13 protein-coding genes and 1 pseudogene are annotated in these 17,357 nt (G+C 73.2%); 10 read left to right on the top strand and 4 right to left on the bottom strand.

Annotated elements, in window-relative coordinates; translation table 11 throughout:
* The first annotated feature begins 65 nt into the window (after positions 1–65).
* Positions 66–1,355, top strand: coding sequence for a citrate synthase (locus Q5694_RS15105; RefSeq protein ID WP_333933451.1), 1,290 nt, complete (start codon positions 66–68; stop codon positions 1,353–1,355).
* A 717-nt stretch (positions 1,356–2,072) separates the two neighbouring features.
* On the opposite strand, the gene Q5694_RS15100 is transcribed toward Q5694_RS15105, so the two are convergent.
* Entirely contained in the window at positions 2,073–4,313 is a 2,241-nt protein-coding gene (locus tag Q5694_RS15100) for a heavy metal translocating P-type ATPase (protein WP_333933450.1), read from the bottom strand.
* A gap of 149 nt (positions 4,314–4,462) precedes the next feature.
* Complete coding sequence (locus tag Q5694_RS15095; RefSeq protein WP_333933449.1) at positions 4,463–4,702, bottom strand: heavy-metal-associated domain-containing protein; 240 nt, start codon at positions 4,700–4,702, stop codon at positions 4,463–4,465.
* Positions 4,703–4,909: 207 nt separating this feature from the next.
* On the opposite strand from Q5694_RS15095, the gene Q5694_RS15090 reads away from it, so the two are divergent.
* Complete coding sequence (locus Q5694_RS15090) at positions 4,910–5,953, top strand: zinc-dependent alcohol dehydrogenase family protein (RefSeq protein ID WP_333933448.1); 1,044 nt, start codon at positions 4,910–4,912, stop codon at positions 5,951–5,953.
* Between the two features lie 84 nt (positions 5,954–6,037).
* Here the strand turns inward: Q5694_RS15090 and Q5694_RS15085 are convergent, their stop codons facing one another.
* Positions 6,038–6,238, bottom strand: a complete 201-nt coding sequence (locus tag Q5694_RS15085) for a helix-turn-helix transcriptional regulator (RefSeq protein WP_333933447.1) — start codon at positions 6,236–6,238, stop codon at positions 6,038–6,040.
* A 263-nt stretch (positions 6,239–6,501) separates the two neighbouring features.
* Positions 6,502–7,536, bottom strand: a complete 1,035-nt coding sequence (locus tag Q5694_RS15080) for a helix-turn-helix domain-containing protein (RefSeq protein ID WP_333933446.1) — start codon at positions 7,534–7,536, stop codon at positions 6,502–6,504.
* A 95-nt stretch (positions 7,537–7,631) separates the two neighbouring features.
* Between Q5694_RS15080 and Q5694_RS15075 the strand changes: the two genes are divergently transcribed.
* From Q5694_RS15075 to Q5694_RS15040, 8 genes and pseudogenes are all read left to right on the top strand, one after another.
* Positions 7,632–8,528, top strand: coding sequence for an alpha/beta hydrolase (locus tag Q5694_RS15075; protein ID WP_333933445.1), 897 nt, complete (start codon positions 7,632–7,634; stop codon positions 8,526–8,528).
* Between the two features lie 38 nt (positions 8,529–8,566).
* Entirely contained in the window at positions 8,567–8,956 is a 390-nt protein-coding gene (locus Q5694_RS15070; RefSeq protein ID WP_333933444.1) for a cupin, read from the top strand.
* Positions 8,957–9,063: 107 nt separating this feature from the next.
* A complete protein-coding gene (gene iolC / locus Q5694_RS15065; RefSeq protein ID WP_333933443.1) occupies positions 9,064–10,014 on the top strand; it encodes a 5-dehydro-2-deoxygluconokinase in 951 nt (316 codons plus the stop codon).
* Positions 10,015–10,273: 259 nt separating this feature from the next.
* Positions 10,274–10,456 (top strand): annotated as a pseudogene (locus Q5694_RS15060) (hypothetical protein); the annotation flags it as partial.
* 14 nt (positions 10,457–10,470) lie between these two features.
* Entirely contained in the window at positions 10,471–11,973 is a 1,503-nt protein-coding gene (gene mmsA, locus Q5694_RS15055) for a CoA-acylating methylmalonate-semialdehyde dehydrogenase (RefSeq protein WP_333933442.1), read from the top strand.
* Positions 11,974–12,171: 198 nt separating this feature from the next.
* Complete coding sequence (locus Q5694_RS15050) at positions 12,172–13,560, top strand: APC family permease (RefSeq protein WP_333933441.1); 1,389 nt, start codon at positions 12,172–12,174, stop codon at positions 13,558–13,560.
* Positions 13,561–13,757: 197 nt separating this feature from the next.
* On the top strand, positions 13,758–16,412 hold the full coding sequence (locus tag Q5694_RS15045) for a CocE/NonD family hydrolase (protein WP_333933440.1): 2,655 nt from the start codon (positions 13,758–13,760) through the stop codon (positions 16,410–16,412).
* Complete coding sequence (locus Q5694_RS15040; RefSeq protein ID WP_333933439.1) at positions 16,409–17,275, top strand: ABC transporter permease; 867 nt, start codon at positions 16,409–16,411, stop codon at positions 17,273–17,275. Before Q5694_RS15045 ends, Q5694_RS15040 begins: the two co-directional genes overlap by 4 nt.
* Positions 17,276–17,357 lie beyond the last annotated feature (82 nt).

Genomic DNA, 17,357 nt, shown 5'->3' with positions numbered 1-17,357 from the left:
AGTGGGGGATGGTAGAGACAGTCAGGGCACCTCGAAGATGAGGCACAACGTCGGTGAGGGAAGACGTGAGCGACAACTCTGTAGTACTGCGGTACGGCGACGGCGAGTACACCTACCCGGTGATCGACAGCACCGTCGGTGACAAGGGCTTCGACATCGGAAAGCTCCGCGCCCAGACCGGTCTGGTGACGCTGGACAGCGGTTACGGCAACACCGCCGCGTACAAATCCGCCATTACCTACCTGGACGGCGAGGCGGGCATCCTGCGCTACCGCGGGTACCCGATCGAGCAGCTGGCCGAGCGCTCCACCTTCCTGGAGGTCGCCTACCTGCTGATCAACGGCGAGCTTCCGACCGTCGACCAGCTCGCGGCGTTCAAGAACGAGATCACGCAGCACACCCTGCTGCACGAGGACGTCAAGAACTTCTACAAGGGCTTCCCGCGCGACGCCCACCCGATGGCCATGCTGTCCTCGGTCGTCTCGGCGCTGTCCACCTTCTACCAGGACAGCCACAACCCGTTCGACGAGCGCCAGCGCAACCTCTCGACGATCCGCCTGCTCGCCAAGCTCCCGACGATCGCGGCGTACGCGTACAAGAAGTCGATCGGTCACCCGTTCGTCTACCCGCGCAACGACCTCGGCTACGTCGAGAACTTCCTCCGCATGACCTTCTCGGTCCCCGCGCAGGAGTACGAGCTGGACCCGACCGTGGTCTCCGCGCTCGACAAGCTGCTGATCCTGCACGCGGACCACGAGCAGAACTGCTCGACCTCCACGGTCCGCCTGGTGGGCTCCTCGCAGGCGAACATGTTCGCCTCGATCTCCGCCGGCATCAACGCCCTCTGGGGCCCGCTGCACGGCGGTGCCAACCAGTCCGTGCTGGAGATGCTGGAGGGCATCCGCGACTCCGGCGGCGACGTCGACTCCTTCATCCGCAAGGTGAAGAACAAGGAGGACGGCGTCCGTCTGATGGGCTTCGGCCACCGGGTCTACAAGAACTTCGACCCGCGCGCCAAGATCATCAAGGCCGCCGCGCACGACGTGCTGTCCGCCCTCGGCAAGTCCGACGAGCTGCTGGACATCGCGCTGAAGCTGGAGGAGCACGCGCTCTCCGACGACTACTTCGTCTCGCGCAGCCTCTACCCGAACGTCGACTTCTACACGGGCCTGATCTACCGGGCCATGGGCTTCCCGACCGAGATGTTCACGGTCCTGTTCGCCCTGGGCCGGCTGCCGGGCTGGATCGCCCAGTGGCACGAGATGATCAAGGAGCCGGGCTCCCGCATCGGCCGTCCGCGCCAGATCTACACGGGCGTGGTCGAGCGCGACTTCGTGCCCGTCGAGGAGCGCTGAGCCGCCGCCCCGCAGTCCAGGGTCGCTCTGACAACCGAGCCCCCGCGTCCGGCCGCCGGACGCGGGGGCTCCGGCGTGTCCGGCGCCCGGCCCGCCCGGTGGGATGTCTCACGCGCTGCGCACTGCGCTGCCCCTTGCGGGCCGCGCGCCGCCCCGCACGATCTCTCACGTGATTTCTTACGCAATGAAGAAGGCGCCCCGGCGTCGGTCCCCCCACGGGCCGACGACCAGGGCGCCTTCCCAGTCCCGGTACGGATTCCCCCCACGGGATCCGGCCGGGCGTCTGTGAGGACAGCGCCTGAATCGCTGGTGAAACGCGACGAGCGGAACTCGCCGTACCACGGTGCGAGGTGCGATCTGCCGGGACAGCGCACGCCCGGGAGGGCCGCTCAAAGCTTCCCGGTGTACGTGCCCCGGCAACGCATCTCCGGGGAAGTCCCCCAAGACATCCCCGGATGTCGGGTCGCGCCCCCCAAGACGCTTCCTGACATCGTCAACTTAGACCTTCGAACCCCTCGGATGGTTACGTTCACATCACTGTGATCTGCGTCTCTTGCATATGTCCTATAGATGGGCAAGAGCCCGGATAAGCCGTCCGGGGGGTCCCAGCGTAAGGATGATGCGCGAGCCTTGTGAAGAGCTTATGTGAGCCGGGCCCGGGACTCCAGAGGGGTTCAAATCACGTTCGCCGAGAACTTAGGCCGAATTCGGGGGACTTCACCGGAATGTCCGCAGCCGGAGGCTGTTGGTGACCACGAAGACCGACGAAAAGGCCATCGCGGCCCCCGCGATCATGGGGTTCAGCAGCCCCGCGGCCGCCAGGGGCAGCGCGGCCACGTTGTAGCCGAAGGCCCAGACGAGATTGCCCTTGATCGTCGCCAGGGTCCGGCGGGAGAGCCGGATCGCGTCCGCCGCCGCCCGCAGATCGCCGCGGACGAGGGTCAGGTCGCCGGCCTCGATCGCCGCGTCCGTGCCGGTGCCCATGGCGAGCCCCAGATCGGCGGCGGCGAGCGCTGCCGCGTCGTTGACGCCGTCGCCCACCATGGCGACGACCCGCCCCTCGGCCTGCAGCCGCCGGACGGCGTCCACCTTGTCCTCGGGCAGGACCTCGGCGACCACCCGGTCGATCCCCACCTCCCCGGCCACCGCCTCGGCCACCGTGCGGTTGTCGCCGGTCAGCAGCACCGGCGTGAGTCCCAGCGCGCGCAGCTCCCGTACGGCCTCGGCGCTGGTGTCCCGGACCGCGTCGGCCACGCACAGCACGGCCCGCGCCGTCCCGTCCCAGCCGGCGAGCACGGCCGTGCGCCCCGCGCGCTCGGCCTCGTCCCGCACCCGGGCGAGGTCCGGCGGCACGTCGTCGAAGAGACGGCCCACGGCGACCTCGCGGTCCTCCACCCGGCCGCGTACGCCCCGCCCGGGAACGCTGCGGAAGTCCGCCACCTCCGGCAGGTCCCCGGCCCGCTCGGCGGCGCCCAGGGCGATCGCACGGGCGACGGGGTGCTCGGAGGCGTGCTCGACGGCGCCCGCCAGCCGCAGCACCTCCTTCTCGTCCGTCCCCTCGCGGGCGTGGACCTCCCGCAACGTCATGCGGCCGGTGGTGACCGTGCCGGTCTTGTCCAGGACGACCGTGTCGATCCGGCGCGTGGACTCCAGCACCTCCGGGCCCTTGATGAGAATGCCGAGCTGCGCGCCGCGGCCGGTGCCGACCATCAGCGCGGTCGGGGTGGCCAGGCCCAGGGCGCAGGGGCAGGCGATGATCAGGACCGCGACGGCGGCCGTGAACGCGGCGACCGCGTCGCCGGTCAGCCCGAGCCAGGTCCCGGCCGTGGCGACGGCGATGAACAGCACCACGGGCACGAACACCCCGGCGACCCGGTCGGCGAGCCGCTGCACCTGCGCCTTGCCGGTCTGCGCGTCCTCCACCAGCCTGGCCATCCGGGCGAGCCGGGTCCCGGCGCCGACCCGGGTGGCCTCGACGACCAGCCGGCCGCCCGCGTTGACCGTGGCGCCGGTGACCGCGTCGCCGGCCGCGACGTCCACCGGCACCGACTCGCCGGTCAGCATCGACACGTCCACCGCGGAGGCGCCCTCCACGACCGTGCCGTCGGTGGCGATCTTCTCGCCGGGCCGGACGACGAACCGGTCCCCGACGGTCAGCCGCTGGGCCGGGATCCGCACCTCGCGCCCGTCGCGCAGCACGGTCACGTCCTTGGCGCCCAGGTCCATCAGCGCCCTCAGGGCCGCCCCCGCGCGGCGCCTGGAGCGGGCCTCCAGCCAGCGGCCCAGCAGGATGAAGACGGTCACGCCGGAGGCCACCTCGAGGTAGATCGAGGAGGCGCCGTCGCCGCGGGCGACGGCCGGTTCGAAGGGGTGGCGCATCCCCGGCATGCCCGCGTCTCCCAGGAACAGCGCCCACAGGGACCAGCCGAACGCGGCCAGCGTGCCGAGACAGACCAGGGTGTCCATGGTGGCCGCGCCGTGCCGGGCGTTCGTCCAGGCCGCCTTGTGGAACGGCAGGCCGCCCCAGACCACGACCGGCGCGGCGAGGGTGAGCGAGAGCCACTGCCAGTTGTCGAACTGCAGCGCCGGGACCATCGCGAGCAGCACGACCGGCAGGGCGAGGGCGGCGCTGACGACGAGGCGCCGGCGCAGGGCCGCGGACGCGGGGTCCGTCTCCTCGCCTGCGGGCGCCTCCCCGCTGGGCGGCGCGGGCTCCTCGGCGGTGTACCCGGTCTTCACCACGGTGGCGATCAGGTCGGCGACCCCGACGTCCTCGGGGTGGGTGACCCGGGCCTTCTCCGTCGCGTAGTTCACCGTGGCGCTCACGCCGTCCATGCGGTTGAGCTTCTTCTCCACACGTGCGGCGCAGGCGGCGCAGGTCATGCCGCCGATGAGCAGCTCGGTCTCGGCGAGCGCCGGCTCGCGGCCGGCCGGCGCCCGGCCGGTGGTGCTGGTCATGTCTTCGCTCCAGGAGACGCGGTGTGCCCGCCGAACGGAACGGGCCGTACGGGCCGGGAGTGGCTGCGTACGGCCCGTGCGGAGGTACGAGTGCCAGGACCCGCCGTCCCGGACACCCGGTCCGGGCGCCGGGCCTCGTCGGGGGTGGGTCAGGCGCGGCCGGCCAGTTCGAAGCCGGCCTCGTCGACGGCGGCGCGCACGGCCTCGTCGTCGAGCGGGGCCGCGGAGACGACGGTGACCTCGCCGGTGGAGGCGACGGCCGTCACCTCGCTGACGCCGGGGAGCTGCGCGAGCTCGCCGGAGACGGCGCCCTCGCAGTGTCCGCAGCTCATGCCGCTCACCTTGAAGACGGTGGTGACGGGGCCCGTGGTGTCGGTCTGGGCGGTCATGTCGTTCTCCTCGTCGAGGCGTGTGGGGCCGTGGGGACCTCCGGGGTACCCACCTCGTCCCACTGTACCCCTAGGGGGTATGGGTCGATGACGTCCCCACCGGCCCCCGTCACCCCACCGGCTAGCGTTCTCGCCCTCAGGGGCCGACGGCCCGGCCACGGGGTCTCCCGCAGGCCGGGCGGGCCGGGATCGGAAGGCGGGCGGGGCATGCGGGCCGTGGTGTTCGAGCGGTACGGGGAAGCGGCCGAGGTGCGGGAGGTGGCCGATCCGCGGCCCGCGGAACACGGGGCCGTCGTACGGGTCGAGGCCACCGGGCTGTGCCGCAGCGACTGGCACGGCTGGCAGGGCCACGACCCGGACATCACGCTGCCGCACGTGCCCGGGCACGAGTTCGCCGGGGTCGTCGAGTCGGTGGGCGCGCGGGTGACCCGGTGGCGGCCGGGCGACCGGGTCACCGTGCCGTTCGTCTGCGCCTGCGGCACCTGCCCGTCCTGCGCACGCGGCGACCACCAGGTGTGCGAGCGGCAGACCCAGCCGGGCTTCACCCACTGGGGTTCGTTCGCCCGGTACGTGGCGCTGGACCACGCCGACGTCAACCTCGTGGCGCTCCCCGCGGAGCTGTCGTACGCGACCGCGGCCGCCCTGGGCTGCCGGTTCGCCACGGCCTGGCGGGCGGTGGTGCAGCAGGGCCGGGTCGCGGCGGGGGAGTGGGTCGCGGTGCACGGCTGCGGCGGGGTCGGACTGTCGGCGGTGATGATCGCGGCCGCCTCCGGCGCCCGGGTGGTGGCCGTGGACGTGTCGGCCGGGGCCCTGGAACTGGCCCGGACGTTCGGCGCGGTGCACGGCGTGGACGCGGCGGCCGTGCCGGACACCGCGGCGGCCGTCCGGGACCTCACCGGCGGCGGTGCCCACCTCTCCCTCGACGCCCTCGGCTCCCCGGTCACCTGCGCCGCCTCCGTCGAGGGACTGCGCCGCCGCGGCCGCCACGTCCAGGTCGGCCTGCTGCCCTCGCCGGACGGCACGACGCCCGTGCCGATGGCCCGCGCGATCGCCCTGGAGCTGGAACTGCTCGGCAGCCACGGCATGGCCGCGCACGCCTACCCGCCGATGCTGGAGCTGGTCCGCGCCGGCGTGCTGCGCCCGGACCTGCTGGTCACGTCGGTGATCGGCCTGGCGGAGGTCCCGGCCGCGCTGGCGGCGGCGGGGACGGCGCCCGGCGCGGGGGTGACGGTCGCCGAACCCTGGCGCTGACGCCCCCGGGGCGCGGCGCCGGCGTCCCCGTGGACGACCGTGCCCCGCCCGGAGGCGGGGCACGGCAGGGGGCCCGGGGGCGGCTCAGTCAGCTCTCCGGCCCCGGTTGCCGGGCCGGGCGGCCACCCAGGCGCGGACGGTGTCGGCGTACCAGAAGGGTTTGCCGCCCTCCACGTGGTCGGGTGGCGGCAGCAGCCCGTGCTTGCGGTAGGACCGCACGGTGTCCGGCTGCACCCGGATGTGTGCCGCGATCTCCTTGTACGACCAGAGCCTTCGGTCGGTCATGACGTGCACCTCCCCGCGCGCACCGCGGTGGCGGCCGGGGACGGCCGTGCGGGGGAGCCGGGTGCTGCGCTGGCGATCAACAAGCCTGTGTCCGGTCAACGACACCCGGTGGGACCGGGCAGGGCCTGTGGGACGGGTGTGACGCAAGACCCGCGTACACGCGACATGTGTGACACCCGGGAGGTGTTTGTGACAGACCCGGGGCAAAGGCGCGCACCCTCCTGGCGGCGAGGCGCCTTGACGCCGGTCCCGGGCCCCTTTCGTCAGCCGTCGGGCAGCCGCCAGGCCGTGAGGGCGAGGGCGGCGCGCGACAGGCCCGCCGGCTCGGTGAGGTCGAAGCCCAGGGCCCTGCCGATCAGGTCGAGCCGGCGGGCCACGCTGCTGTGGTGCAGGTGGAGCAGGTCGGCGGCCCGTCGCAGCGAGCCGGTCGCGCAGTACGCCTCCAGGGTGCGCAGGTCCTGCGGCACCTCGGCGAGCCGGGCGATCGCCTGCACGTCGGCGTTGGCCCGCACCGTCTCGGCGGGGACCTCGGCGAGCAGGGCCAGGGCACCCAGCTCGGCGTGCGCCACGACCGGCCGGCGTTCGGTGGTGAACCGCAGGGCCGTACGGGCCTGCCGCCAGGACAGGTCGGGCCTGCCGGCGGTGCCGATGCCGGCGCGCACGCCGGAGGGCAGCTCGGCCCGGTCCACGGTCACGGCCAGGACGATCCCGGCGTCGGCCAGGGGGGCCGCCTTCACGGGGCGGGACGGGCAGAGCAGCCCTCCGATCCGGTCGAGCGGCAGCGGCGAGCGCACCGCGACGGCCTGCAGCGGCGCATCGGCGGCGAAGCCCAGCAGGCGCAGGGCGCGCGCCCTGGCCGCCTCCTCGGTGCCGGCGCTGACCGCGAGCTCGACCAGGGCCGGGTCGGCCATGGTGGTGCGTGCCGGTCCGTACCGTTCGACGACGGCGGCGGCGGCGATGGCGAGCCGGTCCAGCAGCACCTCGTCCAGCGGCAGGGGCGTGCCCGGCCGCTCCAGCCACACCGCCCCGATGTCCTCCTCGTCCAGGACGACCGGCACGGTCGAGGAGGCGGGTGCGGCCGGGCCGGGCACCTCCCCGCCGTCGGGTGCCCGGCGGATCGACCGCCCGGTGGCGTGCAGCCGGATCCCGGCCACGCACTCGGCCAGACCCGCCGAGGCCCGGGCCAGCGCCGGCAGGTCCACGCGGCGGCGCATCAGGGTGTCGTAGAACATCACGACGCGGATCGCGCCCTCGACCTGCGCGTCCAACTGCGACAGCCGTACCGCCAGTGCCTCCATGGCGCGAGGATATGCGCCGATCGCCGCACAACAGGGGTCTTCCGCGCGACAGTTGGCGGATGATCCGCGGTCGGGCGGCGGTCAGGATGGCCTGCATGGACCCAGAACTCGAGGCATTCGTACCGCTGTTCCCCCGGGCCGATCTGACCGACCCGGCCGTGGAGCGCAAGCACTTCGCCGAACTGGCCGCCGCCGTGCCGGCGCCGGACACCTCCGGCATGGACGTCGAGGACCACCTCGTCCCCGGCGATCCGGACGTGCCGGTGCGCGTCTACCGTCCCCACACCGCGCAGGGCGCCGTCGTCTGGCTGCACGGCGGCGGGTTCGTGATGGGCGACCTGGACACCGAGCACCCCTGGGCCGCCCGGCTCGCCGGGAGTTCCGGCGCGGTGGTGATCTCGGTGGGCTACCGCCTGGCTCCCGAGCACCCGTTCCCGGCCGCCCTCGACGACGGGTACGCCGTGCTGGCGTGGGCCGCCGGGAACGCGGACCGGCTCGGCCTCGACCCGGAGCGGATCGCCGTCGGCGGGCACAGCGCCGGCGGGGGCCTGGCGGCCGCTCTCGCCCTGCGGGCCCGGGACGCGCAGGGTCCGCCGATCCGATTCCAGCTGCTCAACCAGCCCGGCCTGGACGACCGGCAGGAGACCTGGTCGCAGCGGACCTTCACCGACACGCCCTGGATGAACCGCGACAAGGCCACCGCCTCGTGGCGGCACTACCTGGGCGCCGCTCCCGCCACCCCCTACGCGGCACCGGCCAGGGCCGCCGACCTCACCGGCCTGCCGCCCGCGTACGTGGCCACCGCGGAGCTGTGCCCGAACCGGGACGAGGACATCGCCTACGCCCTGCGTCTGCTCCGGTCCGGCGTCCAGGTCGAACTGCACCAGTGGCCCGGCACCTTCCACGGCTCCCAGGCCATCCTCTCCGCCGACGTCTCGCAGCGGCAGATCGCCGAACTCGCCGGGGCCCTGCGCCGCGCCCTGGCCGGCTGAACGACCCGGATCCCCTCACCCCGAAAGGACTCAGCGACATGACTCTCGCCCCGTTCGGCCTGTTCACCTCCTTCGTCCGCCTCGGCGGGAACGGCGAAGTGCGCGCCGAGGAGCCCGCGTTCGACCCCGAGCAGGACAGCTGGCAGCTGATGACCTTCCACGTGGAGACCGACGAGGACGTCCACGCCGACCACTGGGAGATCCACACCGAGGCGGACGAGGTGGTCTCCTGCCTGGCCGGCGGGATCCGGCTGCACCTGCGCCCCGAGCGGCCGGGGGAGCGGGAGGAGGTCGCCGCCCTGACGCCGGGCACCGCGGTCGTCGTGCCGCGCGGCCGCTGGCACCGCATCGCCCTGGACGCCCCCAGCGACATCATGTCCGTCACCCTGCCCCGCGGCAGCCGGCTGGAGAGGGTAAGCGAGGGGTAGCGCGGAGAGCGCCGTCAAAGATCTGGTCCGAATGTCCGGACAAAACATTGACATGGCTTCGGGAAGGGGGCTAGAAAGCCGGGGAGGGCCGAGCACGAGGGGACGCGATGGCGTACGACCTGATCACCATGGGGCGGATCGGAGTGGATCTGTACCCGCTCCAGACGGGCGTCCCCCTGCCCCGGGTCACGTCCTTCGGCAAGTTCCTCGGCGGTTCGGCCGCCAACGTGGCGGTCGCCGCGGCCCGTCTGGGACGACGGGCCGCGGTGATCACCCGCACCGGCGACGACCCCTTCGGCACCTACCTCCACGAGGCCCTCAGGGGCTTCGGCGTGGACGACCGCTGGGTCACCCCCGTGCCCGGCCTGCCCACCCCGGTCACCTTCTGCGAGGTCTTCCCGCCGGACGACTTCCCGCTGTACTTCTACCGGCAGCCCAAGGCGCCCGACCTGGAGATCGACGCCCACGAGATCGACCTCGACGCCGTGCGCGACGCCCGCGTCTTCTGGGTGACCGGCACCGGCCTGAGCGAGGAGCCCAGCCGCACGGCGACCCTCGCGGCCCTCGCCCACCGGGCCAGGGCCGGCACCACCGTCTTCGACCTCGACTGGCGCCCGATGTTCTGGACCGACCGCGACGCGGCCCGCCCCTTCTACGCGGAGGCGCTGCGCCACACCACGGTCGCGGTCGGCAACCTCGACGAGGTGGAGGTCGCCACCGGCGTGCGCGAACCGCACGCCGCCGCCCGTGCCCTGCTGGACGCCGGTGTCGAACTGGCCGTCGTCAAGCAGGGCCCGAAGGGTGTCCTGGCCGTCGACCGCGAGGGCACCACCGCCGAGGTGCCGCCCCTGCCGGTGGACGTCCTCAACGGGCTCGGCGCGGGCGACGCCTTCGGCGGCTGCCTGGTCCACGGCCTGCTGGCGGGCTGGGAACCGGAGAAGACCATGCGGTACGCCAACGCCGCCGGGGCGATCGTCGCCTCCCGGCTGGAGTGCTCCTCCGCGATGCCCACCTCGGACGAGATCGAGGCGGCCGTCACCGCGGGGGCCGTCGGATGAGCGCCCGTACCGCGAAGGCGTGCCCCTGGGCCGCCGTGAGGGCCGCCGCGTGACCGGCATCCGCCCTCCGGCCACCCGGTGGCCCCGCCACCCGGACGCGCCCCGCGGCGCCCGGGTCCAGATCGCCTCCGGCGCGGGAGGCCGCTTTGCTTTGGCAGGAGCGAAGTGCGAGCGACAACTCCCCGCCCGCTACGGCCCCGCGCCGGAGGTCCCCGTCCACCACGGCCCCGTGCCGCAGGCCCCGGTGCGCGAGTGCGGCCGGGCCGCCGGCACTCCCACATGTGTCCACTCGGAGACCCGAACGGCAGACACAGTGTCGGGCGCGCCTCCCGTCCGGGCCTGGTGGGATGGACCCGTGGCCGAGACCGCGACACGGCTGTCCGCGGTCGAGGCACGTGAGCTGTACGAACGGCACGTCTCCACCCGACGCCGCCATCTGTGAAGGAGTTCCCGGCCATGACGAAGATCGTCAACCACTGGATCGGCGGCAAGACCGCCGAAGGCGCCTCGGGCACGTACGGGCCGGTGACCGACCCGGCGACCGGCGCGGTGACGACGAAGGTCGCCTTCGCCTCGGTCGACGAGGTGGACGCGGCGGTGGCCGCCGCCAAGGAGGCCTTCGCGACCTGGGGCCAGTCCTCCCTGGCCCAGCGGACCTCGATCCTGTTCCGGTTCCGTGCGCTGCTCGACGCCCACCGCGACGAGATCGCGGAGCTGATCACCGCCGAGCACGGCAAGGTGCACTCCGACGCCCTCGGCGAGGTCGCCCGCGGCCTGGAGATCGTGGACCTGGCCTGCGGCATCAACGTGCAGCTGAAGGGGGAGCTGTCCACGCAGGTCGCGAACCGCGTCGACGTCTCCTCCCTCCGCCAGCCGCTCGGCGTCGTCGCCGGCATCACGCCGTTCAACTTCCCGGCCATGGTGCCGATGTGGATGTTCCCCATCGCCATCGCGTGCGGCAACACGTTCGTGCTGAAGCCGTCCGAGAAGGACCCGTCGGCGTCCATCAAGCTCGCCGAGCTGCTGGCGGAGGCCGGTCTGCCGGACGGCGTCTTCAACGTCGTCCACGGCGACAAGGTGGCCGTCGACCGCCTCCTGGAGCACCCGGACGTCAAGGCCGTCTCCTTCGTCGGCTCGACCCCGATCGCCCGCTACATCCACACCACCGCCTCCGCCAACGGCAAGCGGGTCCAGGCGCTGGGCGGCGCCAAGAACCACATGCTGGTCCTGCCGGACGCCGACCTGGACGCGGCGGCCGACGCCGCCGTCTCGGCCGCCTACGGCTCCGCGGGCGAGCGCTGCATGGCCATCTCGGCCGTCGTCGCGGTCGGTGCCATCGGCGACGAACTGGTGGAGAAGATCCGCGAGCGCGCCGAGAAGATCAAGATCGGTCCCGGCAACGACCCGGCCTCCGAGATGGGACCGCTGATCACCAAGGTGCACCGCGACAAGGTGGCCTCCTACGTCGAGGGCGCGGCGGCCGAGGGCTGCGAGGTCGTCCTGGACGGCACCGGCCACACCGTCGAGGGCTTCGAGGACGGCCACTGGATCGGCATCTCCCTGCTCGACAAGGTCCCCACGTCGGCCAAGGCCTACCAGGACGAGATCTTCGGCCCGGTCCTGTGCGTGCTGCGCACCGAGACCTACGAGGAGGCCCTGGACCTGATCAACGCCTCGCCGTTCGGCAACGGCACCGCGATCTTCACGCGGGACGGCGGCGCGGCCCGCCGCTTCCAGCTGGAGGTCGAGGCCGGCATGGTCGGCGTGAACGTCCCGATCCCGGTCCCCGTCGGCTACCACAGCTTCGGCGGCTGGAAGGACTCGCTCTTCGGCGACCACCACATCTACGGCAACGACGGCACGCACTTCTACACCCGCGGCAAGGTCGTCACCACCCGCTGGCCGGACCCGGCCGACGCCCCCGCCGGCGTCGACCTGGGCTTCCCGCGCAACCACTGACAGCGGCGACGGGGCCGTCCGCATCGCGGACGGCCCCACTTTTTTGCCCGCCCGTCCTGCGGTTCCCGCACCCGCCCGATCCATGTGGCGTGGAAGCCTTGACGCAACGTTAACGCGCGTGAGACCGCCTTCTGTCTGCGGATTTCGTAGGTGAACAGCCATTGACGTGATGGTTTCCGTCGATGTTGCATCCCTCACGTGACCGAGACCCTCACCCCTGTCGAGGCCGCCGTCGTGCAGGCGCCGGGCGGCCCCAAGAAGCTGAAGCGCTCCATCGGCGTGGTCGGCGGCACCCTGCTCACGCTGTCCTGCGTGACCCCGGCCTCCACCTTGTTCGTGGTGGTCCCCGACCTGTTCGGCACGCTCGGCACCGCCACCGCCCTCACCATCGCCATCGGCTCGCTGCTCTGCGTCGCGGTGGCGTTCTGCTACTCCGAGCTGGGCACCCTCGTCCCCAGCGCCGGCGGGGAGTACGCGATGGTGTCCACGCTGGCGGGCCGGCTCGCGGGCTGGCTGGTCTTCGTGCTCTCGCTGCTGGTCGTGATGATCGTCCCGCCGGTCATCGCCATGGGCACGGCCGACTACCTCGCCCCGCTCGTGCACCTCGACCCGTCCTGGACCGGCGCCTCGGTGATGCTCCTCGCCACGTTGGCCGGCCTGCTCGACCTGCGCGCCAACGCCTGGATCACCGGCGTCTTCCTGGTGCTGGAGGTCATCGCGGCGGCGGTGGTGGCCGTCCTCGGCTTCACCCACGCCGAGCGCGGCCCCGGCGCCCTGGCCTCGATGGAGGTGGCCGGCCCGAACGGCGCCCCGGACACGGTGACGGCCCTGCTCGTCGTCTCCGGCCTCGCCATCGCCCTGTTCGTCACCCAGGGCTTCTCCACCGCCGTCTACCTCTCCGAGGAACTGGAGAACCCCCGCCGCTCGGTCGCCCGCACGGTCCTGGCCACCCTCGCCATCTCCGCCGTGATCATCCTCGTCCCCGTCGCCGCCATCACCCTGGGCGCCCCGGACCTCGCCGCGCTGACCGGCGGCGACATCGGCACCATGGTCACCGCCTGGTCCAACTCGGCCGTCGGCACGTTCGTCAGCCTCTGCGTGGCCCTGGCGATCGTCAACGCCGGGATCGTCATGGTCATCCAGAACTCGCGCGTCCTGTTCGCCTCGGCCCGCGACAAGGCGTGGCCCTCCCCGGTCAACGCCCTCTTCTCCCGCCTCGGCCGCTTCGGCTCGCCCTGGGTCTCCACGCTCGCCGTCGGCGTCCCCGGCGCCGCCCTGTGCTTCGTGAACCTGGACACCCTGTACGGCGTCACGGGCGTGTCCGTCACCGGCATGTACCTGCTGGTCGCCGTCGCCGCGCTGCTCTCCCGCCGCGGCGCCCACCAGCACACCCCGGCCTGGCGCATGCCCCTGTGGCCGGCGGCCCCTCTCCTGCTGATCGTCGTCCTGGTCTACGTCCTGATCCAGCAGGAGCCGGCGTACCTGCTGTGGACCGGCGGCATCACGGCGGCGGCCACCCTGTACTGGGCCCTGTACCTCCGCCCGCACCCGGCGTCCCGCTGGCTGGTGTCGGTACCGGAGGAGTGAGGAGACCCCCCAGGGGGCGCCGGAACTGCGCGAACAGCCACCACGCACCCGCACCCGGCCCCGCCACCACCCCCGCCGGACCCGAAGCCGTACACCACCCGCAGTACGCCGAGAACTGCGTGTACACCCCTGGAAGGCCCCGCACCTCGGTCTCCGGTCGACAACTCATCGACAGGTTCACCCCGTACCGTTGACGCATGGATCTTCGACTGCCCGACCTGCGCGGGCTGCTCCGGCGGCCCCGGCGCCTGATGGCCGCCGGGGCCGCCGTCGCCGTGCTCGCCGGCGCGGGGACGTGGTCGGCCGTCGCATCCGACGAGACGCCTCCGGTCCGACGCGCCGACCACCTGCTGAGCACCGGCGACGGCATCCGTATCGACACCTCCTTCTTCACCTCCGGGGAGGACGGCCGCCGCCCCGCCGTCCTGCTCGGCCACGGCTTCGGCGGCAGCAAGAACGACGTACGGCGGCAGGCCGAGGACCTCGCCCGGGACGGCTACGCGGTCCTGACCTGGTCCGCCCGGGGCTTCGGGAAGTCGACCGGGAAGATCGGGCTGAACGACCCGGAGGGCGAGGTCGCCGACGTCTCCCGGCTCCTCGACTGGCTCGCGCGGCAGCCGCAGGTCGAACTGGACGGCAGGGGCGACCCCAGGGTGGGCATGGCCGGCGCCTCCTACGGCGGTGCCATCGCCCTGCTCGCCGCGGGCCACGACCGGCGCGTCGACGTCATCGCCCCGTCCCTCACCTACTGGAACCTCGCCGACGCACTGTTCCCGAACGGTGTGTTCAAGAGGCTGTGGGCGGGCATCTTCGTCAACTCCGGCGGCGGTTGCGAGAAGTTCGAGCCCGAGCTGTGCCGGATGTACGAGCGGGTCGCCGAGTCGGGCACGCCCGACGCCGAGGCGCGCAAGCTGCTCGAGGAGCGTTCGCCGTCGGCCGTCGGCACGGACATCGAGGTGCCGACGCTGCTGACCCAGGGTCAGTCCGACTCCCTCTTCCCGCTCGGCCAGGCCGACGAGGCCGCGAAGGCGATCCGCGCCAACGGCGCCCCCGTCGACGTCGACTGGATCGCGGGCGGCCACGACGGCGGCGACATGGAGAGCGGCCGGATCCAGGACCGCGTGACGTCCTGGTTCGACCGCCACCTCAAGGGCGACGAGGCCACCGCCACCGGCCCCGCCTTCCGTGTCACGCGCACCCTCGGCACCGGCTCCGGCGACGGCGAACCCCGCCTGGCCGGGGTGACCTCCGAGCGCTACCCCGGCCTGGAGAGCGGACGGCGTCACGTCGCCCTGACCGGACGCGAGCAGAGCTTCGCCAACCCGCCCGGCGCCAGCCCGCCCGGCGTCTCCGCCCTGCCCGGGCTCGGGGGAGCGGGCGGCCTGAGTCAGCTGTCCACGCTGGGTATCGGCGTCTCCCTGGACTTCCCCGGCCAGTTCGCCGCGTTCGAGTCCGCGCCGCAGCGCGAGGACCTGCAGATCACCGGCTCTCCCACGGTGACCGTCCGCGTGAGGTCCACCAGCGACGACGCCGTGCTCTTCGCCAAGCTCTACGACGTAGGCCCGGGCCGCACCCAGCCGGTCCTGCCGTCCCAGCTCGTGACGCCCGTCAGGGTCGAGGGCGCCAAGGCCGGCAAGGACGTCCGCATCACCCTCCCGGCGATCGACCACGAGATCGACGACGGCCACCGCCTGCGCCTGGTCCTCGCCTCCACCGACCTCGGCTACGCCTCCCCGACCGCCCCGGCGACCTACACCGTCTCCCTCGACGGCGGGCTGCAGGTGCCCTCGGCCCTCGGGCAGCGCGACACCGGGGCCGGGCTGCCCGCCTGGGTGTGGTGGCTGCCGCTCGCCGGCGCCGCCATCGCCCTGGCCCTGATCGTCACGGGCCGCCGCCGCACGGCCGCCCCGGCCCCGCCGGACCCCGCCCTCGCCGAGGTCCCCCTGCAGATCACCGGCCTGACCAAGCGCTACGCCAGGTCCTCCGACCGGTACGCCGTCAAGGACCTCTCCTTCTGCGTCGAGAAGGGCCAGGTCCTCGGCCTCCTCGGCCCCAACGGCGCCGGCAAGACCACCACCCTGCGCATGCTGATGGGCCTGATCAAGCCCGACGGCGGCGAGATCCGCGTCTTCGGCCACGCCATCGCCCCCGGGGCCCCGGTCCTCTCCCGGGTGGGCGCCTTCGTCGAAGGGGCGGGCTTCCTGCCCCACCTGTCCGGCCGCGAGAACCTGGAGCTGTACTGGCGCGCCACCGGCCGCCCCGCCGGGGACGCGCACATGGAGGAGGCCCTGGAGATCGCGGGCCTGGGCGACGCCCTCGCCCGGGCGGTGCGCACCTACTCCCAGGGCATGCGCCAGCGCCTGGCCATCGCCCAGGCCATGCTCGGCCTGCCCGACCTGCTCATCCTCGACGAGCCCACCAACGGCCTCGACCCGCCCCAGATCCGCGAGATGCGCGAGGTGATGATCCGCTACGCCGCCGCCGGCCGCACGGTCATCGTCTCCAGCCACCTGCTCGCGGAGGTCGAGCAGACCTGCACCCACCTGGTCGTGATGGACCACGGGCAGCTCGTCCAGGCGGGTCCGGTCGCGGACATCACCGGCTCCGGTGACACGCTCCTGGTCGGCACGGCCGCGCCCGTGGACGAGCCGGTGCTCGAGAAGGTCACCGCCCTGCCGGGCGTCGCCTCGGCCGTGCGCACCGACGAGGGCCTGCTCGTCCGGCTCGGCCCCGAGGGCAGCCCGCAGCGTCTGGTCGCCGACCTCGTGCGGCTGGACGTGCCGGTCGCCTCCGTCGGGCCGCACCGCCGCCTGGAGGACGCCTTCCTCACCCTGATCGGAGCCGAAGCATGAGCCAGCTCGCCGAGCCGCCCCCCGAGGTCGCCGACGGCTACCGCGCGGGCCGCACCCTGCCCTTCCGCGTGGAGCTGGTCCGGCAGCTCAAGCGGCGCCGCACGATGGTCATGGGCGGCGTCCTGTTCGCCCTGCCGGTCATCCTGCTCATCGCCTTCCAGGTCGGCGGCGACCCCGGCGGCGGCAACAACCGCGTCAACCTCATGGACACGGCCACCGCCTCCGGGGCCAACTTCGCGGCCGTCAACCTCTTCGCCGCCGCCGGGTTCCTGCTCGTCATCCCCGTCGCCCTGTTCTGCGGCGACACCGTCGCCTCCGAGGCGAGCTGGTCGTCCCTGCGCTACCTGCTCGCGGCGCCCGTGCCCCGAGCGCGGCTGCTGTGGTCCAAGCTCGCCGTCGGACTCACCCTCAGCCTCGCCGCCCTCGTGCTGCTCCCGGTGGTCGCGCTGATCGCCGGCACGGCCGCCTACGGCTGGGGCCCGCTCCAGCTTCCCACCGGCGGCGCCCTGCCCACCGGCACGGCGGCCCAGCGGCTGCTGATCGTCGTGGCGTACCTCATGGTGTCCCAACTGGTCACCGCGGCCCTGGCGTTCTGGCTGTCGACCCGGACGGACGCCCCGCTCGGCGCGGTCGGCGGCGCGGTGTTCCTCACCATCATCGGCAGCGTCCTGGACGAGGTGACCGCCCTCGGCGACTGGCGGCACTTCCTGCCCGCGCACTGGCAGTACGCCTGGCTCGACGCGGTCCGGCCCCGGCTGGAGTGGTCGGACATGATCCAGGGGACGTCGATCTCCGTGACCTACGCGCTGGTGCTGTTCGCCCTGGCCTTCCGCGGTTTCGCCCGCAAGGACGTCGTCTCGTAGGTCAACGGAGGATCACCCACCGGTCTCGGCGGGCCCCTCCCGTGGCCGCTTCGAGACGTTTCCGCAACGCCCCGTACCGCAC

The organism is Streptomyces sp. AHA2 (assembly GCF_036857595.1).
GTDB lineage: Bacteria > Actinomycetota > Actinomycetes > Streptomycetales > Streptomycetaceae > Streptomyces.
This window is presented reverse-complemented; position numbering and strand designations above follow the sequence as displayed.